The following is a 20,024-nucleotide window of genomic DNA, read 5'->3' as shown; positions in this document are numbered from 1 at the left end:
CCTGATCGGTAACTATGAAAAGGTAACAGGGGATGGGACAGATCAATTCACTTACCTACCGTGTCGTGTCCCACGCGGAGGTTCCGACTATCCGGACAAAGGCAGACCGGTGGTGGGGTGACCCGCCGTGGTCGCATTTCATGGCGCGGACACACGGCCCGGATCTGCGTTACCTGCTCATTGCGGATTCCGCGGGCACGCTGTGCGCGACCGCGCCACTGCTGTACGGCACCGCCGACCGGGGGGCATTTTTTGCGAAGGCGCCCGCGATCGCCGGGGACGAGGTGGCCTTTGGCGACGAGTGGCGGTTGACCGAGTCCGAACACGCCGAGTACGACGCACTGCGGTCGCGGCTTGCCGGCGCGCGGGCCGCCCAATACCCAACAATCTCGCTGACCGTGCGCGGAGCAAGTGACGGCGTCGCGATGGCGCTGGAGTCACCAGTATCTCGGGCGGAGGTGCATGCCGCGTTGCCCGGCCTCGTGGCCGACGCCGCGGCCGAGTTGGGCTGCCGCAGCCACGCGATCCTGCACCTCGAGGACGACGGCACGCTGCGGGAGCCGGCGGCGGAACTTGGCCACACCCGAGTCGTGCTCGGCGCCGAGACCGCGATGGACATCCCGGTGGTCTCCGGGCAGGAGGAGTACTTCGCCGCGTTGCCCCGCCGCCGCCGGTACCGCCTGCGCGCGGAGAAGCGACAGTGCGTTGAACAGGGGCTGCACACGGAGGTGCGCACCGGGCCGTCGTCCATGACCGAGGACCTGATCCTATTGCAAGCCAGGCAGCGCGCCAAGCACGGCATGTCCGGCGAGGTCGGACCGGTTCGCGAGGAGTTCTACCGCATCCGCGAGACGGTGGGCGACGCCGTAATCGTGCTGAGCGCCGTGCGCGAAGGCCAGCTGCTCGGGTACACGCTCTGCCTCTACGACAAGGACCGCGACGAGCTGTTCGCGCGGTCGGCCGGGTTCGACTACGATGCGCTGGACGGAGGCTGCTACTTTGCGCTGATGTTCCACGATGTCCCGGCGTGGGCTGCGGACCATGGGGTGCGGCGGATCTTCTTCGGCATGTCGACCTACGAGGCGAAGCGGGCCCGCGGCGCCACGCTGCTGTCCCTCTATGGCCACCTACGCTTCGACGGACCGGATGGCCACCTACTACACCGCGCCACCCAGCTGCAGTCGCTCGGTGAAGCACGCAGGCTGGAAGCGTTGGGCGCCAAGGTCATTCGGTGAATCACGTACGCGATTCCGGACGCATGGCAGCACTGTGGATGCTCGCTGTCCTACTGTGAGGTGAGTCGACGACACGGAAGGGTTACCGGTGCGGACCATCACCGTCGGAACCGTCGAGGAGTATGGCGATGCCGTCGCCGAGGTTCTGGACGGCGGTGACGAGCTACCGGTGCTGCGCCCATTCACGTCGGCGCTGCCCCCGCTGGAAGGCGACGATCCCGCGGGGCCAGCCGGATCCGAGCCGGGCCAAGTACTCGGCTTCGGCCCCACGGAGTGGGCACACCCTGCCCGGTTGCATGCCTGGCTCAACGGCCGTGAGTTCGGCTGGTTTGCCGGCGTCGGAGCGCTCGTCACCGCTGCGGCGGGCGGACGCGGGCCGCTCACCGTGTGCGCCCCGCCAGAGCAAACCACTGGTCGCACGGTTTGGTGGCATTCCACTCATACGGCAGAAAAAGGCAGTCATCAACGACCAACTGCCCCAACGCATCACCTACCCCCGCAGAGAGCTGATCGGCCGGCTCTCCACGGCAAGGTGCGAACTCTGCGAGCGAACCGGCGAAATGCAGGTTCACCACGTCCGGACACTCGCCGAGCTCGACGCGTCCGCTCCACCCCCATGGGCGACGGTCATGGTCAGACGGCGCCGCAAGACCCTGGTGGTCTGCGCCGACTGCCACGACCACATCCACGGGATCAGATCGGCCAGCACGTTCACGGCGTGATCACTGGAGAGCCGAGATGCCCGGAAAGCGGTGCGCCGTCTAACTCGGCGCCAGATCGCCCCCACAGGGGGCCGAGGTTCGGAAGGAGGTGACCTCGGGGCCACCCGCCTTACCTGGACGGGAAACCGCGATGGGACAAGAGCATGGCGGGAAAGTACGGAGGTCGAGAAGGCGTCGAAGGCGCTGCCGTGCAAGGCCCGTGTGATACGGCGAAAGCCATACTGCTTCAAGCCCAGTCTTCAGCGATGAAGGGCACATCCTGCGACACGACGCCTGAGGTCGCAGCCACCGGCATCGGACGGTTCCCGTTTTCCCGTCTCAACCCTTCCGGTCGGTGGGCGGCGAGCAACGAGCTCGCTCAAGGAGACGGCCGGGGCCGCCTACGTCACACTCGATACGTCTGGCGCATGGGGGAATTCGGGATGGCCTACAGGGTGCGAACCCCATGGTCACGGAGTGCGAATAGTAGTCGCCGGAGTCACGACCGGCCGGGGAGTTCGGGAGAGCCGGACACAGGGCGAAGTCGCACAGGTGTCAAGGTCCGTTTAGGACAGTCATGGTCCGCGAGATGCGAAACGCCGGGCTGCCCCAATGGCCAACCAGCCGCAGCCGGTTGGGTTTGACACTGGAAAGCTGCTTGCGGTGAAAGTCGCACGAGCAGTTTGGGAAGGGGTCGTCGGAAAAGGACCCACGGGGCACCTCGCCGGCGGCCTACTTCACGGCACGTTCGGTGTGCGCCGTGAGGCGCTTCGTTGTATCCCCAGCTCAGCTGGGATGAACTCGGAGGGAGGTTCTTAGCCTGGATCCGTGGAGTGGGTTTGTGGGTTGATCTTCTTTCTGGGTTGTTGATCGTTGGTTGTGTTGGTGGGTGGGCTGGGCAGGATTGTTTTGCTGGTCTGCCCAGCATGTCCACGTTGGTCTCCGGTCGGGCCTGTTGGGGCGGTGGTCAGGTCAGGGGTCTGCCCAGACTTCGGTTGACACCGAGGGCTGACTGTTTCAGGCCGCAGCTGCGGCCGTGTAGATGGTCTCAAACTCGACCGGGGTGAGCTTGCCCAGCCCCCGTTGACGGCGTTTGCGGTGGTATTTCGTCTCGATCCAGGACACGATCGCCAGCCGGAGTTCCTCGCGGGTGTGCCACCGGCGGGTGTCGAGAACGTTCTTTTGCAGCAACGAGAAGAACGATTCCATCGCGGCGTTGTCACCACAGGCGCCGACCCGCCCCATCGACCCGGTCAGCCCGTGAACGCGCAGCAGGCGCCGGTAGGCGCCGGATCGGAATTGGGCTCCGCGGTCGGAGTGGACGACGGTGCCGCGCGGGTCTCGCAGCGCGATCGCGTTACGCAACGCAGCAACGGCGAGCGAAGCCCGCATGTGCGAGGCGATCGAGTATCCGACGATCTTGTTGGAGTAGCAGTCCTTGACCGCACACAGGTAGAGCTTGCCCTCGCCGGTGGGATGCTCGGTGATGTCGGTCAGCCACGTCGCGTTCGGTGCCGTCGCGGTGAAGTTCCGGCGAACCAGGTCGTCATGCACCGGCGGCTCCGCCTTCGCGTTACGGCCTTTCTTCCTGGCGTGCAGCGAGAAGATCTGCTGCATCGAGCAGATCCGCCACACCCGGTTCTCCGAGGCGCTGAAGCCCTGCCGGGCGAGTTCGTCGGCGATGAACCGGTACCCATCGCCCGGGTCGTCGGCGTGGATCTCGAGCGCGGCGTTGATCAGATGCGCGTCATCCCAGTCCCGCTGGCAGAACGGGGCCGAACACCACTGGTAGTAGGCCTGCCGGGAGATCCCCAGCACCCGGCACGTCACCGCGACCGGCACCCGCACAGGGGCGCCGGCCGCGGCCAGGTCACGGACGAGCGGGAACGCTATTTTCCCGGCAGATTGCCCTGCGCCAGGTAGGCCGCGGCCTTGCGCAGGACCTCGTTCTCCTGCTCCAGCAGCCGGTTGCGCTTACGCAACTCGCGCAGCTCGGCGGACTCCTCGCGGGTCACTCCGGACCGGGCGCCGTCCTCGACATCAGCGGCGCGCAGCCAGTTGGCCAGGCACGACTCGGAGATCCCGAAATCCTTCGCAACCTGCTTCAACGGCGTCTCGCCGCGACGGGCCACGGCAACGACGTCGTCACGGAACTCGCGGGGGGTAGGGCTTGGGCACGACGACATCCTTCCAGGCGAGGCCGAAACCTCACACATCAGGTGTCAACCAGACCCTGGGCAGACCCCAGGCTGTCGGTGAGCGGATGGCGAGTACCGCGTCCCACAATGCGTTCCATGGCTGGGCCCAGGGCCAGTGCGCGGGCAGGTGCAGCACCGGGCGGCGAGCTGGGCGGGCCAGCCGGGCCGGCACGGTGATCAGCTGGTGGCGCAGGGTGGCTCCACGGGCGGTGGCATACCGGGGGCCGGCCAGGGTTCCGGCGGCGCGTAGCAGGTTGTGGGTGATCATCGCGCAGATCGCCCAGACGCTGTTGGCGGCGAACCGGCCCGACGGCAGGTGCGCCAGCGGTCCGTCGATCAGATCGGCGAACACGGTCTCGATGATCGCGTGCCGGCGGTGGGTGAGGTCCGCCTCGACGGTGGATTCGTCGTTGTTGGTGAAGGAGGGGTGGTAGCGCCAGACCGGGAACAGTTCGTCGGTCTTGGCGCGGTCACGCACGCGGCGCACGATCAGCCGGGCGGTGACCGGATGCTGGGTGGAAGCGAACGCGGTGAACTCGACTTCGGCGTCGGAGATCAGTGCGCCGGTATCGGGGTCGGTGACCGCGCCGGGGTAGTGCACCGGTGTCCAGGCACGGTCGTCGATCGAGGCGATCGCCCGCTGCACAGCCCGGTTCTGGGTGAGCACGAACGAGAACCGGGCTCCCGTTTTGATGCAGGCGTTGACCACCGCGCTGGTGCCGTAGGCCGAATCCCCACGGACCAGGATCTCGCCCGTGGCTCCGGCGGCACGGGCGGTGCGGATCGCCGCGGCTACCATGGAGGCGGCGTTCTTGCCGGAGCCGGTCTTGCCCGCGCGCAGCCGGATCCCGGCCACCACCGGCGCACCGTGGTCGGTGGAGATGGTGGTGACCAGTGGCGACAGGCCGCGGCGCAGCACCTGCTTGCCGGCAATCTTGGTGTGACCGAAGCTGGCGCCTTGTTTGGCGTGCCCGAACACCGGACGCAGCAGTGAATCGATATCCACATACGCCTGCTGCCCAATGCCGGGCAACAGTCCGGTCGCAGCGACGAGGCTGACCAGATGCGCCCGCGCGGCGGAAGCGACCTGCAGGCTGTGGCCATGGGTGAACTCGCGCAGGAACTGACCCAGCGTGGCCGGGGCATAGACCTGGTCGAACAGCCGCGGCATCCCGCCGGAGCGGATCACGCCCAAGCCGTCGATGCAGTCCGCGCCGGCGGCCATCCCGGCCACGATCGCGGTGAGTTTGCCCGCCGGGTTCGTCCCGGCCGAAGGCACCATGGTGTCGGCGAACGCGACCTTGCCGACGACCAGGTTCACCAGGCCTGTCTGCTCGGCCAATGCCATCACCGGCACCAGGCCGGCACTCGACACGAGGTTGTCCTCGTCGAACCGCAGGGCATCCTGCGGCCAGACGTGAGATAGTTGCACCGAAAGTGCCTTCCGTCGTGGGATGTTTCAGGGCGTCGACACCCCAGATTCTCCCTGCACAGAAGGCACTTTCCCTCTCGGCACACCGAGCGACCAGCTACTCAATCCACGGATCCAGGCTAAGGCGCCCGCGATCGTCGGGGACGAGGTCGCGTTCGGTGACCAGAGCAGGCTCACCGACGCCGAGCGCGCCGAGTACGACGCGCTGCGAGCCCGGCTCCAGGACGTGCGGGCCGCGCACTACCCAGCCGTGTCGCTTACCACGCGCGGCGCGACCGAAGGCCTCGCGATGGCGCCGAAGTCGCCCGTGTCGCGGGCCGAGGTGCGCGCCGCGTTGCGGGGCTTGGTGGAGCGGGTGGCCTCGGAGCTGGGCTGCGCGAGCTACGCCATCCTGCACCTCGACGACGACACCGCGATGCGCGAGCAGGCGGCCGCGCTCCGGTACAGCCGGGTCGTTGCTCGGCGCGGACACTGCGCTCGACGTCCCGGTCGTCGCGAGCCACGAGGAGTACTTCGCCGCGCTGCCAAGCCGCCGCAAGACGCGGCTGCGCAAGGAGAAGGCGCAGTACGTCGAGCAGGGCCTGCGCACCGTGGTCCGCAGCGGCCGCAATGCGGTCACCGACGACCTGGTGGTGCTCCAGGCGCAGTTGCGGGCCAAGCACGGCATGTCCGGTGACCTGGAGCAGGTGCGCAAGGAGTTCTTCGACATCCGCGACACCGTGGGCGACTCGGTCGTCGTCGTGTCCGCGGAGCGCGACGGGGAGGTCGTCGGGTTCACGCTGTGCCTGTACGACAAGGATCGCAACGAGCTCTACGCGCGCTCGAGCGGCTTCGACCACGACGCACCCGGACTCTACTTCGCCTTGGTATACCAGGAGATCCCGGCGTGGGCGGCCGACCACGGCATCCGCCGGATCTACTTCGGCACCTCCACCTACGAGGCGAAGCGGGCCCGCGGCTGCGCGATGCTGCCGCTTTACGGGCAGCTGCGGTTCACCGCGGAGGGCGGCGAGCTGCTGCACCGGGCCACCGCGCTGCAAGCACTAGGCGAGACGCGCGGGCTCGAAGCCTTGGGCGCCACCGTCATCGACTGATCCAGCCGCGCGAAATCCTTCGCACGCGAGCACCGGTGATGATCACTGCCCTACCGTGTTTGTGAGTTCACGACGCGGGAGGCCAATCGTGCGGATCACCATGGTCGATTCGACGGAAGAGTACACAAAGGCGGTCGCGGCGGTCCTGCGGGGCACCGCGACCGCCGTGCCTGTGCTGCACCAGTCGGCGCTGCCGTCGCCCGAGGGGGTCGTGCGGCGGGCGCAGGAGCCCGCCGCGGGCCGGGTGGTCGGGTTCGGCAACGAGGAGTGGGCCGCCGCGGCGCGGCTGCACGCCTGGCTGGACCGGCGCGGGTTCGAGTGGTTCGACGGCGCCGACGCGCTGGTCGCGGCCGCGGGGGCGGGGCGCGACCCGCTCACAGTCTGCGCGCCGCCCGAATTGCTGACCCGCGCCGTGCAGGACGCGATCACGGCGGCCACGTCGTTCCGGCTGCCCCACGCCGAGGTCGCCGAAGTCGACTTCCCGGCGCACGCGGTGAGCTTCCTGACCGCCCGTACGCTGCCGGTGCTCACCCGGGTGGTCGTGGCGCACGCCCAGTACCGGGACCGGCGGGTCGAGCGAGCGCTGGGCCTGTTCCCCGAGCGGATGACCGGCGTCGGCGACGACGACGCGCTGACCTGCCTGGAGGGGAACGCACTGTCGGCGGCCGCGGTGGCCGCCGCCGACCGGCCGAACCTGCTGATGATGTGGGGGCACAGCCGCGAGGACCTGTTCAACCTCGGCTCGGACTGCCTATGCGGCAAGTCGTTCGAGTCCGCCGATACCCGGGTGGGCGCGCTGGTGCCGACGTGCGTGACGGCGGGGACGTGCGTGAAGCCGGGCGAGGCGCTGCCGATCAACCGGATCGGGGTGCCGACCGTAGTGATGGGCGGCTGCAACGTGCTGCGGCTCGGCGAGACTGGGTTGTTCGCCCCCGAGTTCTCGCTCGCGTTCAGCGCGCAGGAGGGCGGGTCGAGCGCGGTGGTGACCGCGTCAGGCGTCGTGATCGGGTCACTGGCGGAGTACCTCTTCCTCTACCGCCTGCTGCGCGGCGGGCTCGCGGTGGGCGAGGCCGTGCGGCTGCTCAACGCCGCAATGCCGTTCCTCGGTCCCGACTCCCCCAGCTACCAGGTGCTCGGCGAGGGCGACCGGGTGCTGTTCGACCCGCCGCCGAACCGCGCCGAAGTCCGTCGCGTCGGTGACCGGGTGGAGTTCACCGACGTCAGCGCGGAGTTCTTGACCGTCGACCTGCCCCGGTTCGACCCTGCGCTGCGCGTGCGGGTCGACGGGAGGCAGGAGCTGTACTACGCCGTGGTGCCTCGGCCCGATGCCGGCGCGACCGCCTACCTGTTCGGCACCGGCAGGCTGGACGGCGTCGACCTCGCGGTGACCGTCGACACCCGCCCACCCGGCGGCGCCGACGCGGGCGCGGTGGTCGCTGCGGTAACCCACCTGTCCGCCTACGGGAGGCTGCTGCGCGGATACCACGCGAAGCTCAAGAGCCTGGAGCCCGAGTGGCGCTCGACCGCTACCCACCTCTTGCGCCAGGGAGCGAAGGCCCGGTTCGACGTGCGCGCGGGCGCGGACGCCGACAAGCGCGCGGCGACCACCGCCGAGCAGATCCACAACGCCGACCGGGTGCTCTGCCAGCACTACCTCGACCGGACCGCGTCGGCGAAGGCGTTCACATTCCACGAGCAGTGCCTGTTCGAGGACGGCACGTTCAGTGTGGTCAGACACGGCGACGGCGGCGCGTGCCCTTACTGCGGTGACGCAATGATGAGCAGGCTCGTGCGCTCCGACCTGGTGCCAGAGGTGCGCAGGGAGGTCGGCATCTGCCGTACGTGCGGCACCATCTGGGACCGGCCCGAGACCGTGCCCGCTCCCCTGCTGACCCTCGACCCGGTGCTACACCCCACCGAGCCGACCCCGGTCGGCCTAGAACTGCGCAACGGGCTCGACCGGACCATGCGCGGCTGGGCCGGGTTGACCGTTCGGCGGGCCAAGCAATTCGGTTACCGGGTGGAGCAGCCGCCGCAGCGGGTGGTGCTGGAGCCGGGCGAGGCCAGGACGGCGCTGTTCACCCTGGCCACCACCGCGGAAATTCCGACCGACGCGGAGTTCCTGCGGGGATATTGGAGTAGCGAACTCGCCCTCACGGTGGCGCAGCGCACAATCTGGACCGCAGTCCGGCGAGACCAGGTGCTCCGACCGGTGGGCGACCTGCGACACTTTGGTGACTACCACCCGTGATCGGTGCGGGTGCCGGACCGGCGAAGGAGATCGGCTCAGTGGCGGGCGATATCGGGGCTGTTATTCGTGATCGGCTGGTCGGGGCACTGCGCGCGGCCCTCGACATCGAGGTGAGCCGAGCCGAGACGATGCTGCGGCCCTCGGCCCGACCCGGCGTCGACTACCAGTGCAACATCGCGATGGGCCTGGCCAAGCGGGTCGGCAAGCCGCCGCGCGCGGTGGCCGAGGCGATCGTGGCCGCGCTGGAGTCCGAGGACCTGTTCGAGGCCCCCGAGGTGGCGGGTCCCGGCTTCATCAACCTGGTGTTGCGGTCCGAGTGGCTGGCAGGCGCGGTCGGCGCGATCGCGGGCGACGAGCGGCTCGGCGTGGCCCCGGTCACCGAGCCGCGCCGGTACGCGCTGGACTACAGCAGCCCGAACGTGGCCAAGGAGATGCACGTCGGGCACCTGCGGTCCTCGATCATCGGCGACGCGCTGCTGCGGCTGCTGCGGTTCGCCGGCCACGAGGTGCTGCCACACAACCACCTCGGCGACTGGGGCACCCCATTCGGGATGCTCATCGAGCACCTAATTGACCTGGACTGGGACACGGCGGGCGATCACAGCATCAACGACCTGAACGGCTTCTACCAGGAAGCCCGCCAGAAGTTCGACGCCGACCCCAAATTCGCCGACCGGTCCCGGCGGCGGGTGGTCGCGCTCCAGAGCGGCGACGAGCGGACCATGAAGCTCTGGCAGGAGCTGGTTGACGAGTCTACGCGGCACTTCGAAGAGGTGTACGCGACGCTCGGCATCCAGCTCACCGCCGCCGACATCTATGGCGAGAGCTTTTACAACCCGATGCTCGCCGGCACCGTCGACGACCTGGAGCGCCGGGGGCTGACCGAGATCAGCGACGGCGCGGTGTGTATCTTTCCACCCGGGTTCACTAACCGGGAGGGCGAGCCGCTGCCGCTGATCCTGCGCAAACGCGACGGTGGCTACGGATACCACATCACTGACCTGGCCACCGTGCGCTACTGGGTGGGTGAGCGACGGGCTACCGACCTGCTCTACGTCGTCGGCACCCCGCAGGCCCAGCACTTCCAGATGGTCATCGCGGCGTGCCGGATGGCGGGCTACCTCAGCGACGACAACACCGCGACGCACGTCAACTTCGGCACCATCCTCGGCGAGGACGGCAAGACCATCCGGACCAGGGCGGGCGGCTCGGTCAAGCTAGTCGAACTGCTCAACGAGGCCGTCAGCCACGCCACCGAGGTGGTCAAGGAGCGGTCGTCGCTGTCGCCGCAGGAGCAGGCCGAGTTGGCGCGCGCGGTCGGCATCGGCGCGGTGAAGTACGCGGACCTCTCCAGCGACCGCGAGAAGGACTACGTCTTCACCTGGAAGAAGATGCTGGCCACGGAAGGCAACACGTCGGTGTACCTCCAGTACGCCAACGCCAGGGTGCGGTCGATCCTGCGTAAAGCCGGTTACGTGCCGCCTGCCGGAACGAAGGTGCTGCTGGAGCACTCAGCCGAGCGCGCGCTCGCGCTGAAGCTGTTGCAGCTGCCCGCCGCGATCGAGGCCGCGCTGGAGGACTTCGCGCCGCACAAGGTGTGCACGTACCTCTATGAGACCGCGGCGACGTTCACCATGTTCTACGACAACTGCCCGGTGCTCAAGGACGGTGTGCCCGCCGAGGTCCGCCAGTCGCGCCTCGTGCTGGCCCACCTGACGTCCGAGGTGCTGGTGCTCGGCCTGTCGCTGATCGGGATCGACGCGCCGGAGCAGATGTAGGAGTTCAGACCGTCACCACCACGTTGTGGAACGGGATGCGGCCGGTGACGCGGGCGATGCCCGCCTCACCGGTCGCGAAGAATCGCACCAGCATCCCGCCCGGCCGGCGCCCGAACAGGAACGGCCCGAACACCGGCACCACCTTGGCCATGCTCGGCCCGTTGCCGTCGTCGCTGATCATCGGCAGCGGGTAGGGCTGCGCGGACACGAGGTCCTGCACGACCCACCCGCCCTCGCCGACGGCGGCGGCGACGGCCTCGTGCCAGCCGTCCGCCGTGACGCTCTGCCCGTGCACGACGCCGCTGCCGGTGCCGCGCTTGAGCACGAGGGCGTGCTGCCTGCGCAGGACGAACGGCAGTAGGTCGACGTCTTGGCCGTCGCGGTGGGTGCGGCGGTCGGCAAGCACCCTGGTCCACGGCACGTAGTGGTTGACCACCGCGCGCTCCGCCGTGCTGAGCCACGGACGGCCCTCCGACAGCAAGCCCAGGGTGACCTTGTTGCCGAACAGGGCCGCGGTCTGAGTGGACAGCAGGAGGCAGCCGTTCTTCAACGCGCGGCGGACCGGCTCGACGCTGATGCCAAGGATCTCGAGGTCGGGCACGTTGAGGTGGCGCAGGCCCAGCGGGTAGCGGTGCGCGGGGGCGCAGTCCCAGACCTCGTCGAGGTCTTCCGGCTCGAAGTAGCGCGCCTCGAAGCCGCGCTTGCTCAGGAATGCGGTCTCTAGGTCGAAGTACCGGCTGCTGTCTGGATACTCCATGTGCTCGCGCAGGCTGCCGACCCAGGCCAGCCTGAACGGCAGTGCGAGTTCTTCGCAGATGTCGGCGAACACGTCGGCGCGGGCGACGAACGGGTCGTGGTAATGGAATGGCAGGCTGCCGCCAGACCGGCCGTAGAGCCTACGCCACGCCCGGTACCTGCAGTGCGCCTCGACCACACCGCCGAACCCGCCGCCGACGTTGAAGCCGAGGAAGATCGGCCCCTTTGGCCCGACCACGACGTCGGGGCGGGCGAAGCAGTCGGCGTAACGCTCTTCGAGCACGGCGTTGTCGAGGAACAGCGGGTGGTCGCGGCGGTCGGCGCCCAGCGCCGCGAGCCGGGCGTCCGCGGTCGGCGCTACGGCGAGAACGGTGCGGCGCAGCAGGTCCAGTAAGGCGGTGCCTACGCGGAACAGCTCAGCGTAGGACGAGCGGGGCAACGCGAATGGGGCACCGGGCAGGTACTCCTGGTAGGGCCAACCGGTATCCCGGGTCTCGCTGCGCAGGATGTCGCGTATCCGCCCGACCGAGCCCGCGGGGATGAACCGATGTTCACCGAACCAGGGGTGGGCCATCGGGGAGTCTCCGGTCTGTCGTTGCCGCGGCAATGGGGTCGCTCAGGCGATGCTCGTGGACGGACAGGTGGGTGTGCGCCAGCCGCAGCAGCGTCGTGTCGACGCCGTGCCGCGCGGCATGTGCGATCAGGTCGCCAATGAGGTGGTCAGCCTCGGTCGGCAGCCCTTTGGTTAGATCACGGTAGAGGGACGACGCGGTCCGAGAGCCCGGTTCGGTGAGGGTGGCCAAGGTCCGGTCGAACACCGAGGCCGAGACCGGGTACCCGGCGGCCGCGGCGGTGGCCGCCGCTTCGAGCACGATCCGCTCGGCCACCTCGGCACCGCCTGCGGCGACGACCTCGCCGACCACGCCGCGCATCAGGCAAGTGATGGCACCGAGCGCGCTGACGTGGAACCACTTGTCCCACATCTCCTGGCGGATGTCCGGGGAGGTTCGCGCGGTGAACCCGGCGCCGCGCAGCGCGGCGTCGACGGCGGCCAACCGGTTCGGGCCGGGCTGGAACGCGGGACCGTAAGCCAACTCCTGGCGGGTGTTGAGCTGGAGGATCTCGCCGTCCGGGGTGAGGGTGGTGGTGACCTGGCAGACCCCGCCCAGCACTCGGTCCGCGCCGAAGCGCTCGGCGAGGGTGTCGAGGTGGCGCATGCCGTTGAGCATGGGCAGGATCACGGTGTCCGCGCCGATCGCCGGGGTCAGGTCGACCACCGTGCGGTCGAGAGTTACTGCCTTGACCGCGAGCAGCACCAGGTCGTACGGCCGGGCCGCCGAGGTGACCAAGTGGGGCCGCAGGACTAGGTCGCCGAGGGGCCCACGCACGACCAAGCCGCCCGCGCGCAGCGCGGTGGCCCGGGCAGGACGGACCAGGAAGGTCACGTCCCGCCCGGCGGCGGCCAGCCGCGCGCCGAAGCAGCCCCCGGTCGCGCCCGCGCCGACCACGAGGATCTTCATCAGCGCACGACCGCCATGCCACGCTCGTCGCGCTCCTCGACCGGCGGCCACGGCTCGCGCATCCGCCCCAGCGTCGCGGCGGTGTCGGCGACGATGGCGTCGGCGACGCGGGCCAGCGCCTTGGCGTCCGGCCGGTAGCTGGCCGGGTCTTCCAGCAGCGACAGCTCCAGGGTGCCGACGACGTCGAGTAGGCGGTTGTGCACCCAGCCGATCGGATCGGCGCTTAGCTGCTCGTCGACGAGCCGCTTGCGGCCCTCGCCGTTGGGCATCTCGGGGTGCCAGTGCATCCGATCCTGTGCGCCGGGCGCGGATTCCAGCAGGTCGAATCGGCACAGGCCGCGGCTGATGGTCAGGCCGCAGTTGGCATAGATGGACGCGGGTCGGGTGTCCTCCTCGACCAGCCGCACCTCCAGTCGGACGCCGCGCTCGCGGCCGTCCTCGGGCTTGTTGGGGTTAAGGAAGTCGAGTTCCTCCACTGTGACCGCGAGGCGCTCGGCGAGGTAGATCCGCACGGTTGGGCTCCTTTCGTCAGCGGCAGGCCGCGAGGCCCGCTTCGATGGCGCGCAGCGTGGTGGCGATGTCGGTCTCGGTCACATTCCCCATGTGGCCGATGCGGAAGGTGCTCCCGCCGACGGCGGGCAGAGTTCCAGCTTGCAGGACAACGCCCTCGGCGGCGATCTCCCGCAGTAGGGCGGCTTCGTCGACACCCGGGGGGACGCGACAGACGGTGACGCCGTTGGCGCGGGCGGCCTCGTCGGGGACGAACAGCCCGATGCCGAGGGCGGCCAGACCGGCGTACAGGGTGTCGCGCAGCGCTTCGTGCCGGGCGACGCGGACGTCGCGGCCCTCGACCAGCACCAGCCGCAGCGCCTCGGAGAGCGCGAGGACCAGGTTGCTCGCGGGCGATTGGTAGTAGCCGAACTCGCCGCGGCGCGTGGCGGCCATGACCGGCAGCCACGGGGCGAGGTCGAGGGCGAAGGTGCCCATGCCCCACGACCGGTCGCGCAGCCGGCTCACCGCGCGGTCGCTAAGCGCGTAGATCGCCAGGCCGGCGGAGGCCCCGAGCGCTTTCGACGGCCCAGCGAGGTACACGTCCACGCCCCACTCGTCGACCTCGACGTGCTCGGCACCGAGTGCGGACACACCGTCCACGAGGGACAGTGCATCGTATTGCGTGGCGATCGCGGCGATCTCTGCAATGTCGGCGCGCACGCCGCTGCTGGAGTCGACCTGAGTGACCAGGACGGCTTGAAATTGCGTGCGAGACAACAGTTCTTCGAGCAGCTCCAGCTCCGGCGGGCAACCCACGGCGAACCTCGGCGCGTGCACGGGCACCTGCTGGCGCAGGCAGATCTCGCGCCACCTGTCGGCCCACACCCCGGTGGAGGCCACGAGTACCGGCGCGCCGGGTCGCAGCAGGCTCGCGGCGATGGCCTCCATGCCGATAGTGCCGCTACCAGGGGTGACGAGGAGTTCGGCGGTGTCGGAGCCGACGACCTCGCCGAGGCGGGCGAGACAGTCGCCGAACTCGCTGATGAACCCGGCGTCGGTCAGCGGCGGCGCCGGCGCGCTAAGCCGCTGGCGCACGCTGGGCGCCATCCTGGTGGGCCCCACGACCATGGGCAGCGGCGTGGTGCCGCGGGCGGCTTGTTGGTCGACGAGTTGGGTCACAGGATTTCCTTCCTAGAGCTGGACGAGCAGGTAGGCGTTGAGCGCGATGATCAGTCCTGCGATGGCGGCGCCGATCCACGTCGTGGCGCCGGTTGATCAGTTTGCCCATGACCGCGCAGTCGCGGGTGATCAGCACCAAAGGCACGAAGGCGAACGGGATGCCGAACGAGAGCACAACCTGGGAGGCAACCAGCGCCGCGTCGGGGCTTACGCTGAGCGCGATCACGAGCGGCGTGAGCATCCTGGTGATCAGGCGGCAGGCGAACAGCGGCACCTGCAGGCCGAGGATCCCGCCATGATCACCTGCTCGGCGTAGGTGCCGAAGCTGGTCGCCCAGATCCCGGAGCTGAGCAGCGCGACGGCGAAAGCCGGCGCCGCGATGCGCTCACGGTTGCGCCGAGCTGCGCGTGCGCCCCAGCGAGCGTGCCGTCGAACCCGCGGCCGCCACGGCGTTGACCAGCCTGGCAGGCTCATGCCGAACACGCGGTCACACTTGAGCGCCCGCAGCCACTGCACCCTGTTGCGCCCCGGCTCCCGCCCACGAGCCACGACGAGCGCGCCGTGCAGGTACACCACGCGGCATCACGGTCGCGCCCTGGACGCCAACGGCGAGCACCATCGCCGAATGACGGCACCAGCCCCGCCAGCGTAACGCTGGGCATGCGGTCGCTCAGAGCGAGCAGGTCGTATGCGAAGCCAAGAGCCACCAGCCTGACCATCGCGATGATCGCGAGCTCGAATGGCCGGTAGCCGCGCTGCTGCAATAACAGCACGCCCAGGCTCAACACGGCGTTCAGCCGCGCGACGGGCACCAGGTGCACGCCGAACAGCAGGTTCAGCCCGACGGCGGCGCCGATGAACCCGGCCAGGTCGGTGGCCATCGCCATCACCTCCGCCCACAGCAGCCAGACCACGGGCCTGCGGTAACACACGCCGCACAGCGTCGGTAGGTCCTTGCCCGTGGCCACCGCCCGTCTTCAGGGCGAGGTATTGCACGAACACGTCGATGAGGTTGGCGGTGACCACCACCCGCAGCAGGCCGTAGCTGAACGCGGCCCCGGCCTGGAAATCGGCTATGAAGTAGCCGGGGTCGATGTAGGCGACGGCTGCGACGAACCCCGGTCCGAATAGGACCAGGCCCCTCTTGGCCCGCAGGGCGTTGACACGTTCCTTCAGCATGGGTGCTCCAGGGTCAGCCGCGGGGAACGGGCAGCCCCGCCGCGAGGCGGTGCGCCCGGATGGCGTCGTGCTGGTCGGCCCCACGCGCACGGCGGTGGCGGGCGAGCGGTGCAGGCCAACGCGAACCCGGCAGCCCGGTCGGCGGGGTAGTATCGCCGGGCCGCGGACTGGTCGACCTCGCCCGCCACCAGCCGCATCGCGCACCGCGTGCACCAGCCTTGCCTGCACAGGCTGCTCATGCGCACACCGTTGCGCAACGCGGCGTCCAAGATGGACTCGCCAGGGTAGGCGAGGAAGCGCACCACCCGGCCGCCGACTTCGAGCTCGACCGAGTGAGACGGCGGCGAAGGGGTGCTCACGTCAACCGTCGCCGAAGGGGCGGTTGCGACTCCACGGTGCGTCGCCGACGCCGCCGCGTTTGAAGTGCCCGGACGGGCGGGCGACGCCGTCGCGCTCCATGCTCAGCAGCTCGATGAACCACGCCTCATGCTCGATCTCCTCGTTGAGGATGCGCATCGCCAGCTCGTAGGTGCGCGGGTCCTTGCCGAAGGTCATGTCGCAGATCTCCCACCACGACCGCACCGCGCAGCGCTCGGCCTCCAGCAGTACGGTGAGGATCTCCGTGGCGTTGGCTGGGCTGAACGACTCGCCGGTCGACAAGCCCCAGGTGAGCTTACCGTCGTTGGTGTTAGGCAGGTACGCGTCGGCGCAGCCCGCGCGGTCAGCGAGGTCGCGGATGTCGAACGGCAGAGTTCCGCCGAGCTCGTAGATGCGGGGGAAGATGAGCTCGAAGTGCGAGCGGTCCTCCAGGCGCGCGTCCTCTGTGATCGCCTTGTAGTCCTCCTTGCCCGCGAGGAAGTTCCGCAGGATCGTGTAGTAGTAGTAGGTCGTGAATTCGGCGGCGGCGTTGTCGATAAGCTTCTCGCGCAACGCCACAACGTCCAGGCCCCGCGCCTCCAACTGCTCGATGCCCGCACGCCGAGTCAGGTCGCCCGGCTGGACCGGGCCGCGGTACCCGGCCGACGGTGTGGCCGCGGCGGGCTCGGGGGCTGATGGTGCTAGTGCGGCGGACGCGGACGTGGTGGTGGGCGGGCGGTAATCCGCGGGGACCTCCTCGTTGACGTAGTAGCGGTCGAACGCCTCGGCCGGGTTCATGCCCATGGCGATCTCGGCGCGCAGGATGGTTTCCTTGTCGGTCAACTTGGTCACGGCTTCCGCGACCTGGTCGGCGACCTCGGCGGGCACGATGACCACACCGGAGTCGTCGGCGACGACGTAATCGCCCGGCGCGATCCGGATGCCCTCGACGTGGATCGGGTCACGGCCCCAGCTCACCCAGTCGCCGCGCTGGATGAAGCCCTGCGGGCGGATAAAACGCGGCACCATCGGGAAGCCGATCTCCTTGGCCAGGTGGATGTCGCGGGCGCCGCCGTCGATGACGGCGCCGACGGCACCTTGCGCCTTGAGCGCCGTCATGGACAGGTCGCCGAAGATTGACGCCTCGATGCCGTTCATCTGCACGACGACGACGTGGCCGCCGGGCACGGAGCCGAGCATCTCGAACAGCCCGCGGGCGCTCTTGCCGTGTGAGACCGCAAGCGGGTTGGGCCGCACCTCGACCGGGTAGGCAGGACCGACGAAGCGCATTCCGCGCCCTATCGGCAGAAATTCGTGGGACAGGCTCTGAGTGACCAGTCCCAGCCCGTCGAGAATATCGGTGAGCGCGCCGGTGTAAACACTCTTCAGCGCTTCGACGATGTGGTCGTGAACGGTGATGACCATAGAGCTGTACCCATTTCTGCAGTGGTGGTTAATCACGAAAAGCTGTCCACGAGAATTCGACGCCGAGTCGGCGATCGACGTCTCCCCCCGCATGGATCGTGGCTAATTCGGCACCGGATGTCAAGGCACAACCGCCCGTTCGACCTGACAACAGATTTCGTGCCATAATTTGCAGGCGAAATTCTTGACCGGTTCGTCGCAGTCAACCCACGATTGATCGACCCGGGGCTGTCGCCATTCCCCATCGGCTGTCGCTGTGGAAGCGCGCGGGAAGGAACCCCTTGACCAACAAACTCGAACAGGGCGACTACCGTTCCGGATTCGCCAACTGGGAGGACCGAGCGAGCGTGCGGTCCAAACCGCGGCGCATCCTCGACGAGCAGCTCGACGGAAAGCTGTTCTTCCCGCCGGAGCTGGTCGGACCGCTCAACCACCCGGCCGCGCTGGCGGTCGCCGACGAGGACACCACCCGTCGGGTGCTGCTGCACCGCCTGCACCTCTACCTCGATTTCACCGAGGACCTCGAACAGCTGGTGGTCAACCCGGTCACTCAGCTGATCAGCCGCAGCAGGCTCGGTTTCGAGCTGCCGCGCCGGATGCTGCGCGACGCGTACATGATCTGCACCGACGAGTCGTGGCACGCCCTGTTCTCCGACGACCTCCAGCAGCAGATCGTCGTGGCTACCGGCGAACGCCCGGTCGGGCCGCGACCACAGTTTTTGTCCGAACTGGATCGCCTGGAGGCCGGCGAGGACAGCCAAACCCGGGGCCTGACAAGGGTCTTCTTCACCCTCGTCTCCGAAACGCTCATCTCGGCGATCCTGTCCGACATCCCCCGCGACGACCGGATCATCACCTCCGTACGGGAGATGGTGGCCGACCACGCCGAGGACGAGCGGCGCCACCACGCCTATTTCGCCCAGTTCTTCCAGCACGCGTGGTTCCAGCTCGGCTCGCGCCAGCGCGCCGCGATCGGGCCGATGCTGCCGGTGTTCGTGACCGCGTTCCTGGGCCAGGACCCGGCCGCCGACGCCCACCTGCTGCGCATCGCGGGGGTGCCCGCCGGCGACGTGCGCGGGGTGGTGGAGGACCTCGGCGGTCCGGCGGCGGCGGCGGTCCGCCATGCCGCGGCGGCGACGCTGCGGTTGTTCGAGCGCAACGGCGTAATGGCCGACACTCGCACGTACGACAGCTTCGCCGCGCACGGCCTGGTGAGCTAGATCAACTAGCAGCCGCACCTCTACTCCAGCCGCACTTTCGTGATGAATGTGCGTCTTCGCTGGTAATGGCCTTACCGAGCCCGATGCTGGTGCCCGCCCGGCTGGCCCACCCCGCCGGGCGCCGGGTGCTGCACCTGCCCGCGCACTGGCCCTGGCCACAACCCTGGAACGCGATGTGGGACGCGGTGTTCACCACCGGCCGACCAGCGCGTCGGCCTGACCTGACCATCACCCCGCCAGGGCCGACCGGAGACCACCACGTGGAAGGGCTGGGCACACCAGGAGACCAGCCCTGCCCAGCCCACGCATCCAGGTGATCGATGATCAACAAACAAGGAAGAAGATCAACATTCAAGCCCGTCCACGGATTCAGGCTAAGCCTGGATCCGTCGATTGAGTAGCTGGTCGCTCGGTGTGCCGAGAGGGAAAGTGCCTTCTGTGCAGGGAGAATCTGGGGTGTCGACGCCCTGAAACATCCCACGACGGAAGGCACTTTCGGTGCAACTGCAGGAGGGCGAAAGTTTGCTCCACGACCCATCGATGCACGCCCAGGCCGGAACCGTGCTCGACGCCCCGCCGGGCGAAGACGGGCGTGATGTTCTTGCCTCGCACCAGCCTGCGGTACTTGTCGTGGTCATAGGCGCGGTCGGCGTAGATCGTGTCCGGTCGCTGGCGGGGCCGTCCGCGCCGGCCACGTACCGGCGGGATCGCCTCGATCAACGACATCAGCTGGGTGACGTCGTTGCAGTTGCCGCCGGTCAGCGTCACCGCCAGCGGGATACCGTGGGCTTCGGTGATCAGATGGTGTTTCGAGCCTGGTCGGGCGCGGTCGACGAGGCTCGGACCGGTTTTGGGCCGCCCTTGAGCGCCCGCACGTGGGAGCCATCCACCACCGCCTTGGAACAATCCAGCGCGCCAGCGGCGCTCAACTCGGCCAGCAGGGACTCGTGCAGTCGTTGCCAGACCCCGGCATCGTTCCAGTCCCTCAACCGACGCCAGCAGGTCATCCCCGAGCCGAAGCCGAGTTCTTGGGGCAGGAACTCCCAGGGGATGGCGGTGTACAGCACGAACAGGATGCCGCACAGGGCTTTGCGGTCATCCAACCGCTTGCGACCGGGATGATCCGCGCGACGAGGCACCACGGGCAACAGCGGCTCGATCCGAGCCCACAGATCATCCGACACGATCCACGGCGGCTGTTGCCCCT

Annotated in this window: 17 protein-coding genes; 6 read left to right on the top strand and 11 right to left on the bottom strand. The window is 68.8% G+C overall.

The window, feature by feature from the left end:
• Window positions 1-140: 140 nt before the first annotated feature.
• Together ATK36_RS21215 and ATK36_RS34445 are read left to right on the top strand one after the other, a co-directional pair.
• Window positions 141-1,235: a peptidogalycan biosysnthesis protein gene (locus tag ATK36_RS21215; protein WP_170069833.1), complete on the top strand. Its 1,095-nt coding sequence runs from the start codon at window positions 141-143 to the stop codon at window positions 1,233-1,235.
• A 122-nt stretch (window positions 1,236-1,357) separates the two neighbouring features.
• Window positions 1,358-1,957, top strand: a complete 600-nt coding sequence (locus tag ATK36_RS34445; RefSeq protein WP_342752043.1) for an HNH endonuclease — start codon at window positions 1,358-1,360, stop codon at window positions 1,955-1,957.
• Between the two features lie 996 nt (window positions 1,958-2,953).
• Here the strand turns inward: ATK36_RS34445 and ATK36_RS21210 are convergent.
• A protein-coding gene (locus ATK36_RS21210; RefSeq protein ID WP_098513117.1) for an IS3 family transposase occupies window positions 2,954-4,122 on the bottom strand; the annotation gives its coding sequence in 2 pieces (ribosomal slippage) (window positions 2,954-3,832 and window positions 3,835-4,122; 1,167 coding nt in all).
• A gap of 22 nt (window positions 4,123-4,144) precedes the next feature.
• Complete coding sequence (locus tag ATK36_RS21205) at window positions 4,145-5,566, bottom strand: IS1380 family transposase (RefSeq protein ID WP_211291919.1); 1,422 nt, start codon at window positions 5,564-5,566, stop codon at window positions 4,145-4,147.
• A 455-nt stretch (window positions 5,567-6,021) separates the two neighbouring features.
• On the opposite strand from ATK36_RS21205, the gene ATK36_RS32380 reads away from it, so the two are divergent.
• From ATK36_RS32380 to argS, 3 genes are all read left to right on the top strand, one after another.
• A complete protein-coding gene (locus ATK36_RS32380) occupies window positions 6,022-6,660 on the top strand; it encodes a GNAT family N-acetyltransferase (RefSeq protein WP_170069832.1) in 639 nt (212 codons plus the stop codon).
• An 88-nt stretch (window positions 6,661-6,748) separates the two neighbouring features.
• The gene (locus ATK36_RS21195; RefSeq protein ID WP_098513116.1) at window positions 6,749-8,911 is read left to right on the top strand and encodes a hypothetical protein; all 2,163 of its coding nucleotides are present in this window, start codon (window positions 6,749-6,751) and stop codon (window positions 8,909-8,911) included.
• Window positions 8,912-8,949: 38 nt separating this feature from the next.
• On the top strand, window positions 8,950-10,689 hold the full coding sequence (gene argS / locus ATK36_RS21190; protein WP_245914958.1) for an arginine--tRNA ligase: 1,740 nt from the start codon (window positions 8,950-8,952) through the stop codon (window positions 10,687-10,689).
• A 4-nt stretch (window positions 10,690-10,693) separates the two neighbouring features.
• Here argS and ATK36_RS21185 read toward each other — a convergent pair whose 3' ends face one another.
• The 8 genes from ATK36_RS21185 to ATK36_RS21150 all read right to left on the bottom strand — a co-directional run bounded on the left by ATK36_RS21185 (window position 10,694) and on the right by ATK36_RS21150 (window position 17,690).
• Window positions 10,694-12,019 (bottom strand): hypothetical protein, encoded by a 1,326-nt coding sequence (locus tag ATK36_RS21185; protein WP_098513115.1) that lies wholly within the window; start codon window positions 12,017-12,019, stop codon window positions 10,694-10,696.
• Window positions 11,997-12,965 carry a ketopantoate reductase family protein gene (locus tag ATK36_RS21180; protein ID WP_098513114.1) on the bottom strand — a complete coding sequence of 323 codons (969 nt, stop codon included), beginning with the start codon at window positions 12,963-12,965 and terminating at the stop codon, window positions 11,997-11,999. The genes ATK36_RS21185 and ATK36_RS21180 overlap by 23 nt, the downstream gene beginning before the upstream one ends.
• A complete protein-coding gene (locus tag ATK36_RS21175; protein ID WP_098513113.1) occupies window positions 12,965-13,477 on the bottom strand; it encodes a hypothetical protein in 513 nt (170 codons plus the stop codon). Before ATK36_RS21175 ends, ATK36_RS21180 begins: the two co-directional genes overlap by 1 nt.
• A gap of 16 nt (window positions 13,478-13,493) precedes the next feature.
• Window positions 13,494-14,636 (bottom strand): pyridoxal-phosphate-dependent aminotransferase family protein, encoded by a 1,143-nt coding sequence (locus tag ATK36_RS21170; RefSeq protein ID WP_141544492.1) that lies wholly within the window; start codon window positions 14,634-14,636, stop codon window positions 13,494-13,496.
• The gene (locus ATK36_RS34755) at window positions 14,536-14,877 is read right to left on the bottom strand and encodes a divalent metal cation transporter (protein ID WP_386998527.1); all 342 of its coding nucleotides are present in this window, start codon (window positions 14,875-14,877) and stop codon (window positions 14,536-14,538) included. The genes ATK36_RS21170 and ATK36_RS34755 overlap by 101 nt, the downstream gene beginning before the upstream one ends.
• A 229-nt stretch (window positions 14,878-15,106) precedes the next feature.
• Window positions 15,107-15,604 carry an Nramp family divalent metal transporter gene (locus ATK36_RS21160; protein WP_098513110.1) on the bottom strand — a complete coding sequence of 166 codons (498 nt, stop codon included), beginning with the start codon at window positions 15,602-15,604 and terminating at the stop codon, window positions 15,107-15,109.
• Between the two features lie 204 nt (window positions 15,605-15,808).
• Window positions 15,809-16,117: a 2Fe-2S iron-sulfur cluster-binding protein gene (locus ATK36_RS34750; RefSeq protein WP_386998525.1), complete on the bottom strand. Its 309-nt coding sequence runs from the start codon at window positions 16,115-16,117 to the stop codon at window positions 15,809-15,811.
• Window positions 16,118-16,175: 58 nt separating this feature from the next.
• The gene (locus ATK36_RS21150; RefSeq protein WP_098513108.1) at window positions 16,176-17,690 is read right to left on the bottom strand and encodes an RraA family protein; all 1,515 of its coding nucleotides are present in this window, start codon (window positions 17,688-17,690) and stop codon (window positions 16,176-16,178) included.
• 188 nt (window positions 17,691-17,878) lie between these two features.
• Here ATK36_RS21150 and ATK36_RS21145 point away from each other — a divergent pair, with 188 nt between their 5' ends.
• Window positions 17,879-18,817 (top strand): diiron oxygenase, encoded by a 939-nt coding sequence (locus tag ATK36_RS21145; RefSeq protein ID WP_170069829.1) that lies wholly within the window; start codon window positions 17,879-17,881, stop codon window positions 18,815-18,817.
• A gap of 369 nt (window positions 18,818-19,186) precedes the next feature.
• On the opposite strand, the gene ATK36_RS33695 is transcribed toward ATK36_RS21145, so the two are convergent.
• Window positions 19,187-20,004 (bottom strand): IS5 family transposase gene (locus ATK36_RS33695; protein ID WP_386998523.1). Its coding sequence is split into 2 segments (ribosomal slippage): window positions 19,187-19,671 and window positions 19,671-20,004, totalling 819 coding nucleotides; the frame shifts between segments, so codons are not numbered across the junction.
• Between the last annotated feature and the right edge of the window lie 20 nt (window positions 20,005-20,024).

The organism is Amycolatopsis sulphurea (assembly GCF_002564045.1).
Classification (GTDB): domain Bacteria; phylum Actinomycetota; class Actinomycetes; order Mycobacteriales; family Pseudonocardiaceae; genus Amycolatopsis; species Amycolatopsis sulphurea.
The sequence above is the reverse complement of the archived record's forward strand: the minus strand, read 5'-3'. Positions and strand labels throughout refer to the sequence as shown.

Excerpts from the sequence above, each read along its gene's own strand:
- ATK36_RS21215 (WP_170069833.1), top strand. The coding sequence starts at position 141 with ATGGCGCGGACACACGGCCCGGATCTGCGTTACCTGCTCATTGCGGAT.
- ATK36_RS34445 (WP_342752043.1), top strand. The coding sequence starts at position 1,358 with ATGGCGATGCCGTCGCCGAGGTTCTGGACGGCGGTGACGAGCTACCGG.
- ATK36_RS21185 (WP_098513115.1), bottom strand. The coding sequence starts at position 12,019 with ATGGCCCACCCCTGGTTCGGTGAACATCGGTTCATCCCCGCGGGCTCG.
- ATK36_RS21180 (WP_098513114.1), bottom strand. The coding sequence starts at position 12,965 with ATGAAGATCCTCGTGGTCGGCGCGGGCGCGACCGGGGGCTGCTTCGGC.
- ATK36_RS34755 (WP_386998527.1), bottom strand. The coding sequence starts at position 14,877 with ATGCTCACGCCGCTCGTGATCGCGCTCAGCGTAAGCCCCGACGCGGCG.
- ATK36_RS21150 (WP_098513108.1), bottom strand. The coding sequence starts at position 17,690 with ATGCGGGGGGAGACGTCGATCGCCGACTCGGCGTCGAATTCTCGTGGA.